We start from the raw sequence: 6,776 nt of genomic DNA on the forward strand, positions 1-6,776 counted from the left end.
CGCAGGCGCGCCTCGGCCTCGGCCACGCGCGCCTCGGCCTCGGGGCGGCGCGCTTCGGCTTCGGCAAGCGCGGAGCGGGACGCCGGAACGCGCGACTGCGCCTCGCGCAGGGCCGCCTCGGAGGCGGGAACGCGCGTCTCTGCCTCGCGCAGGCGGGCCTCGGCCTCGGGGACGCGGGCGCGGGCCTCGACCAGACGAGCCTCGGCGGCGGGGATGCCGGCGCGGGCCTCGGCCAATGCGGCCTGCGCGGCGGGTATGCCGGCCTCGGCCTCGGCGATGGCGGCGCGGGCGGCGGGACGCTGCGCCTCGGCCTGCGCCATCTGGGCGCGAGCGGCCGGAAGACGCGACTGCGCCTCGGCCAGACGGGCCTGCGCCTCGAGCAGCGCGACCTGCGACGTGCCGGGGTCGATCTCGCACAGAAGCTCGCCCTCGTCCACGAAGGCGCCCTTGCGCAAAGGCGCCGAGACGATCTTGCCGCTGGTCTCGGCACGGACCTCGACCTGGCGCAGGGCCTGCGTTTCGCCGCGCAGCACGATCCGGCTGTCGACCTCGCGCGCGACAGAACGCATGGCCATGACCCGCACGGCGCCCTCGACGGCCTCGGCCGTGTCATCGGTGGGCGCTTCGGCGGCAAGCGGCGGCGGGTCCGAAGGCGCCTCGTCCCCGGCGGGCGCGGCCTCGGGGGCGATCGGCGCGGCGAGGCCGGCGAAGTCCAGAAGCCGCTCGCGCTCGAGCACCAGCCCGTACAGCGCCGCCCCGACGGCCACGGCCGTCACGATCGGAAAAATCCGCATCCTGTCATTCCATATTCAATGCGCCGCGTGCCCCGCCGCGAAAAATAGCTGGATCGACCGTTGCGGCAATCCGCCGGGCCGAGTTCTGAACCGTTCAGTTCAGTTTACGTGAGGTCATGTCGTTTCGCAAGAGCCATCCGCGCTGCAGGCGCGCTTTCGACCGTGCCGGCGGCGAAATCGCCCGAAGCGGCGGCAGACCCCGTCCCGACCGTCGTTGCGCCGCCTGCCAGACGCGCCTTGGCACCGCGCCGACCCCGCGCTAGAAGGGCCCGGAATGCAAGGCAGGGGGCCAGGGTGAGCAATCCCGACAGTTTCATCGACGAGGTGACCGAAGAGGTCCGGCGCGACCGCCTGTTCGGCTACATGCGGCGCTACGGCTGGATCGCGATCGTGATCGTCGTGGTCATTGTCGCCGGCGCAGCCTGGAACGAGTGGTCCAAGGCCCGCGAGACGGCGCAGGCCCAGGCCTTCGGCGACGCGATCCTGGCGGCGCTCGAGGCCGAAGAGGCCGAGGGCCGCGTCGAGGCGCTCGACGCGATCGCGGCGCCGGGGCCGGGCGGGGCTGCGGTGCTGGGGCTGTTCATGGCCGCGGAAGCCGGCCGCGCCGAGGATGACGCGACCGCCGTCGCGCGTCTGCAGACGGTGGCCGACAATTCCGAGATCCCGCTGATCTACCGCCAGATCGCGCAGTACAAGGCGCTGTCGCGCGGCGCGGGCGTCATGGACCCCGAGCAGCGACGCGCCGGGCTCGAGGCGCTGGCGGTGCCGGGCCAGCCCCTGCGCCTGCTGGCCGAAGAACAACTGGCCCTGATCGAGATCGAGCAGGGCGACACCGACGCCGCGATCGAACGGCTGCGGCGCGTGATCGACGATTCCGAAGCCACGGCAGGCTTGCGCCGTCGCGCGTCTCGGTTGATTGTCGCGCTGGGCGGCAGCCTGACGCAGGCCGGCTGAGCCGGCACGCGGCCACAAGGCGCGGACGAAGAAGGCGGCCGGTCAAGGCCGCGGGGCAGACAGGCATCGCCGGCGGCGGTGCGACAGGGCGGAAGGGATCGACATGGCGCGCACGGCAATTCTGGGCACCCTCGGCATGGTTGCGCTGCTTGCGGCCTGCACCGAGCGCGAGCCGATCCTGCCGGGCGAACGCCTCGACGTGCGCGCACTGTCGACCGGCGGCGACCCCGCCGCGCAGCCCGCGCCGGTGGGCGCGCGCCCGATCGCGCTGCCTGCTCCGAGCGTGAACGCCGCATGGTCGCAAAGCCCGGTCTCGCCCGCCTTCCGCACCGCGCATCCCGCGCTAAACGACAGCCTGTCGCTGGCATGGTCCGTCGACATCGGCGAGGGCGACAGCCGCCGTAAGCGCCTGAACGCCGACCCCGTCGTCGCCGAGGGCCGCGTCTTCACGATGGATGCCGACCACACCGTGCGCGCCACCTCGACCGCCGGCGCGCCGCTGTGGCAGGCGACGCTGATCCCGCCGCGCGACGGGCCGCAGCAGGGCCAGGGCGGCGGGCTCGCCTATGCCTACGGCGTTCTCTACGCCTCGACCGGCTTCGGCACGCTGACCGCGCTCGACGCGGGCACGGGCGCGCGGCGCTGGCAGCAGGATCTCGATAACACCGCGACCGGCGCGCCCAGCGTCGCCGGCGGTCTTGTCTACGTCACCAGCGGCGACCGCACCGGCTGGGCGGTCGAAACCGGCAGTGGCCGCGTGCGCTGGCAGATGGACGAGGTCGGCGACGTGAACAACGTGGCCGGCGCGCCCGCGCCCGCTCTCGGCGACGACGCGGTGGTCTTTGCCTTCGGCGACGGGGGCGTACGCGCGGCCTTCCGCCAGGGCGGGCTGCGCCGCTGGAGCGCCGACCTGCTCGGCCGCCGCAACGGCGTGGCGCGCGCCACGGTCGACGACGTGACGGGCGATCCGCTGATCGCCGGCGACACGGTCTATGCCGGCAACCACTCGGGACGCCTCGTCGCGTTCAACCTGTTCGACGGCGAACGCCTGTGGACCCTGCGCGAAGGCGCGCTGGGGCCCGTTTGGCCGGCCGGGGATTCGGTGTTCTTCGTCTCGGACCGGAACGAACTGATCCGTGCCGACGCCGCCACCGGCCAGATCGTCTGGCAGCGCGAACTGCCCGGCTACGTGGTCGTGCGCGATCCCAGCCGGCGCCGCGAATCCGCCTACGTGAACCACGGCCCCGTCCTGGCGGGCGGGCGGCTTCTGGTCGCGGGCTCGGACGGCCAGTTGCGGGCCTTCGACCCGGTCAACGGCGCGCTTGTCGGCAGCACCCCGATCCCGCAGGGTGCCACGACGCGCCCGGTGGTCGCGGGCGGCACGCTTTACGTGATCAACCGGCGCGGCCAGCTGCTCGCCTATCGCTAGGGCCCGTGCGACGGCGCTTTCCACCGGCCGGCGATTGCGTTATGGGGCGCGCCTGACCGGACCGGAGCGCGCCGCACCATGACCTTTTCCCTCGCCATCGTCGGCCGTCCCAATGTGGGCAAGTCGACGCTGTTCAACCGCCTCGTCGGGCGGCGCCTTGCGCTGGTCGACGACCAGCCCGGCGTCACCCGCGACTTGCGCGAGGGCGAGGCGAAGCTGGGCGACCTGCGCTTCACCGTGATCGACACGGCCGGCCTCGAGGAAGAGACCGGCGACAGTCTGCCCGCCCGCATGCGCCGCCTGACCGAGCGCGCCGTGGACATGGCCGACGTGTGCCTGTTCGTCATCGACGGGCGCGCGGGCGTCATGCCCTCGGACGAGGTCTTCGCCGAGATCCTGCGCAAGCGCGCCAAGCACGTGATCCTTGCGGTGAACAAGGCCGAAGGCTCGGCCGCTGAACCGGGCGTTCTGGAATCCTACGCCCTCGGCCTGGGCGAGCCGCTGCGCATCTCGGCAGAACACGGCGAGGGCATGAACGAGATCTACTCGGCCCTGCTGCCGCTCTCGGACGCGTTCGAGGCCCGCGCCGAGGAGGAAGCCCCCGCCGTCGAGGTCTCGCTGACAGAGGAAGAAGCCGAGGAAGGCGCCGACGCGGTGCCCGTGCCCACGGACGCCAAGCCCCTGCAGATCGCCATCGTGGGCCGGCCCAACGCGGGCAAGTCGACGCTGGTCAACGCGATCCTGGGCGAGGAACGCATGCTCACCGGCCCCGAGGCCGGCATCACCCGCGACGCGATCTCGGTCAAGGTGAACTGGGACGGCGTGCCGATGCGCGTCTTCGACACGGCGGGCATGCGCAAGCGTGCGCGCGTGCAGGAGAAGCTCGAAAAGCTGTCGGTTTCGGACGGCATCCGCGCGATCAAGTTCGCCGAGGTCGTGGTCGTTCTGCTCGACGCGGCGATCCCGTTCGAGACGCAGGACCTCAAGATCGCCGACTTGGCCGAGCGCGAGGGCCGCGCCGTCGTCGTTGCGGTCAACAAGTGGGACATCGAGGACGAGAAGCAGGACAAGCTGCGCTGGCTGCGCGACCAGTTCGAGCACGTCCTGCCGCAACTGCGCGGCGCGCCGCTGGTGACGATTTCGGCCCGCACGGGCAAGGGACTCGACAAGCTGCAGCAGGCGGTGATGCAGGCGCACGCGGTCTGGAATCGCCGCGTCTCGACCGGTCAGCTCAACCGCTGGCTCGAGGGCATGATCTCGCGCCACCCGCCGCCCGCGCCGCAGGGCCGCCGGATCAAGCTGCGCTACATGACCCAGGCCAAGACCCGGCCGCCGGGCTTCGTGGTGATGTGCAGCCACCCGGACAAGATTCCCGAAAGCTATTCGCGGTACCTGGTCAACGGGCTGCGCGAGGATTTCGACATGCCCGGCACTCCGATCCGGCTGACCATGCGCGGGCAGGGGAACAAGAACCCCTACAAGGGCCGCAAGAAGCGCAACGCCGGCGCGCTGAAGAAGCACCTGGGCAAGCGCGCGGACTAGGCGGCGCGCGGGGCGCCGCCGCGGGTCATTCGGTGTCGGTCCCGCGCAGGCCCAGGATCGCGAGGATGCCCAGCACGGCCAGCCCAACGACGGCGGCGTTGAAGGGCTGCGAATTCGCAACGATGACTCCGATCAGCGCCCAGATCACCGTGACGCCGTATTCCGGCGCGCGGTGCAGCGCGTATTGCGCGGCGACCGCGATCACCAGCGCGAAACCCAGCGCCACCAGCGCCGCGGGCGTCGCCGGCAGCAGGCCGTAGCCGGCGATGAGCAGGCCCAGCGACACGCAGGACGCGGCCGTCAGCCAGCCGGCGTAGATCGCCACCGGCGCCTGCTGAAGCCAGCGGTCGGTATCGCCCACCCGGAACAGCGACAGCAGCGCGCCGGCCAGCATGACCCAGATCAGCACGGTCGCCGCGACCGGCGACAGTTGCGCGACCCACAGCCAGATCGACCCCATCGCCAGCGACACCACCAGCGGCGGGCGCATCGGCGCCCAGTCCGGATCGTCCATCCGCCGTACCAGCCCGAACAGCGCGCCCGCCAGCAACCAGGCGTAGATCAGGCCCCAGATCGAGAAGGCGTAGCCCGCGGGCTGCACCGGCGGGTTGTCCTGCGGAACCGGGAATTGCGACGGGTCGAACCCGTTGAACCCCGAGGTCAGGATCGGGGCGGCGGCGAAGGCGATCGCCGCCACTGCCAGCAGGATCGCCCAGAGCCGTGTCATGCCAGCGCACCCTCGGCCGTGATGCGCGTCTTGCCGCCCAGCCAGGGGTGCAGCGCCTCGGGCAGGACGACCGAGCCGTCGGCCTGCTGGCCGTTCTCCAGCACCGCGATCAGGCAGCGCCCCACGGCGAGGCCCGAGCCGTTCAGCGTGTGCAGGTATTCCGGCTTGCCGCCGCCCGCGGGCTTGAACCGTGCGTTCATCCGCCGCGCCTGGAAGTCGCCGCAGACCGAGACCGAGCTGATCTCGCGGTAGGTCTGCTGCCCGGGCAGCCAGACCTCGATGTCGTGGGTGCGCCGCGCGCCGAAGCCCATGTCGCCGGTGCACAGGACCACCGTCCGGTAGGCCAGCCCCAGCCGTTCCAGGATGCCCTGCGCGCAGGCGGTCATGCGGTCGAGTTCGTCGCGGCTGTGGTCGGGATGCGTGACCGAGACCATCTCGACCTTCTCGAACTGGTGCTGGCGCAGCATGCCGGCGGTATCGCGCCCGGCGCTGCCGGCCTCGGAGCGGAAGCACTGGGTGTGCGCGACGTAGCGGCGGGGCAGGTAGCCTTCGTCGACGGTCAGCCCGTTGACGATGTTGGTCAGCGTCACCTCGGCGGTGGGCACCAGCCACCAGCCGTTGGTGGTCTGATAGCTGTCCTCGCCGAACTTGGGCAGCTGTCCGGTGCCGCGCATCATCTCGTCGCGGACCAGCACCGGCGTCCAGGTCTCGGTCAGGCCGTTCTCTGTGGTGTGCACGTCCAGCATGAACTGCGCCAGCGCCCGGTGAAGGCGGGCCACGGCGCCGGACAGCACCACGAAGCGCGAGCCCGAGAGCTTGGCGGCGGTCTCGAAATCCATGCCGGACTGCACGGCGGCGAGCTCGTAATGCTCGCGCGGGGCGAAATCGAACTTGGGCGGCGTGCCCCAGCGGTGGATCTCGACGTTGTCGGCCTCGTCGGCGCCGTCGGGCGTGTCGTCGTAGGGCAGGTTGGGGATGCCCATGAGCATCTCGGTCAGCTCGGCATCCAGCGCCTTGGCGCGGTCCTGCATCTCGGCGACCTCGGCCTTCTTCTCGCCCACCAGCGCGCGCAGGCGCTCGAATTCGGCGTCGTCGCCTGCGGCCTTGGCGGCGCCCACGTCCTTGGCGGCTGCCTTCTGCGCGGCCTGCGCGGTCTCGGCGGCGTGGATGGCCGCGCGGCGGTCGGCGTCGATCTCGAGCAGCCGCGCCGACATGGCCTCGGCCCCGCGGCGGGCGAGGCCGGCGTCGAAGGCTTCGGGGTTGTCGCGAATGGCGCGGATGTCGTGCATGACGCTCTCCCGTTTGAGTCGCGTCGCTTATGCCCTATCGG

6 protein-coding genes are annotated in these 6,776 nt (G+C 71.9%); 3 read left to right on the top strand and 3 right to left on the bottom strand.

Going from position 1 to position 6,776, the window contains the following annotated elements; genetic code table 11:
* A partial coding sequence (locus ACFDTC_RS05610; RefSeq protein ID WP_375257895.1) for a biotin/lipoyl-binding protein occupies window positions 1-794 on the bottom strand: 794 nt, incomplete at its 3' end.
* Between the two features lie 294 nt (window positions 795-1,088).
* On the opposite strand from ACFDTC_RS05610, the gene ACFDTC_RS05615 reads away from it, so the two are divergent.
* The 3 genes from ACFDTC_RS05615 (at window position 1,089) to der (ending at window position 4,719) form a co-directional block, all read left to right on the top strand.
* The gene (locus tag ACFDTC_RS05615) at window positions 1,089-1,748 is read left to right on the top strand and encodes a tetratricopeptide repeat protein (RefSeq protein WP_375257896.1); all 660 of its coding nucleotides are present in this window, start codon (window positions 1,089-1,091) and stop codon (window positions 1,746-1,748) included.
* A gap of 103 nt (window positions 1,749-1,851) precedes the next feature.
* Entirely contained in the window at window positions 1,852-3,177 is a 1,326-nt protein-coding gene (locus tag ACFDTC_RS05620; RefSeq protein WP_375257897.1) for a PQQ-binding-like beta-propeller repeat protein, read from the top strand.
* A gap of 78 nt (window positions 3,178-3,255) precedes the next feature.
* Window positions 3,256-4,719: a ribosome biogenesis GTPase Der gene (gene der / locus ACFDTC_RS05625; RefSeq protein WP_375257898.1), complete on the top strand. Its 1,464-nt coding sequence runs from the start codon at window positions 3,256-3,258 to the stop codon at window positions 4,717-4,719.
* A gap of 25 nt (window positions 4,720-4,744) precedes the next feature.
* On the opposite strand, the gene ACFDTC_RS05630 is transcribed toward der, so the two are convergent.
* Window positions 4,745-5,446, bottom strand: a complete 702-nt coding sequence (locus ACFDTC_RS05630) for a hypothetical protein (RefSeq protein ID WP_375257899.1) — start codon at window positions 5,444-5,446, stop codon at window positions 4,745-4,747.
* Window positions 5,443-6,735 carry a serine--tRNA ligase gene (serS, locus tag ACFDTC_RS05635; RefSeq protein ID WP_375257900.1) on the bottom strand — a complete coding sequence of 431 codons (1,293 nt, stop codon included), beginning with the start codon at window positions 6,733-6,735 and terminating at the stop codon, window positions 5,443-5,445. Before serS ends, ACFDTC_RS05630 begins: the two co-directional genes overlap by 4 nt.
* Between the last annotated feature and the right edge of the window lie 41 nt (window positions 6,736-6,776).

The organism is Citreimonas sp., from assembly GCF_042096055.1.
Lineage (GTDB): Bacteria > Pseudomonadota > Alphaproteobacteria > Rhodobacterales > Rhodobacteraceae > Citreimonas.

Bases quoted from the DNA above. Each gene is read 5' to 3' on its own strand.
- der (WP_375257898.1), top strand. From the start codon at position 3,256: ATGACCTTTTCCCTCGCCATCGTCGGCCGTCCCAATGTGGGCAAGTCG.
- ACFDTC_RS05630 (WP_375257899.1), bottom strand. From the start codon at position 5,446: ATGACACGGCTCTGGGCGATCCTGCTGGCAGTGGCGGCGATCGCCTTC.
- ACFDTC_RS05620 (WP_375257897.1), top strand. From the start codon at position 1,852: ATGGCGCGCACGGCAATTCTGGGCACCCTCGGCATGGTTGCGCTGCTT.
- serS (WP_375257900.1), bottom strand. From the start codon at position 6,735: ATGCACGACATCCGCGCCATTCGCGACAACCCCGAAGCCTTCGACGCC.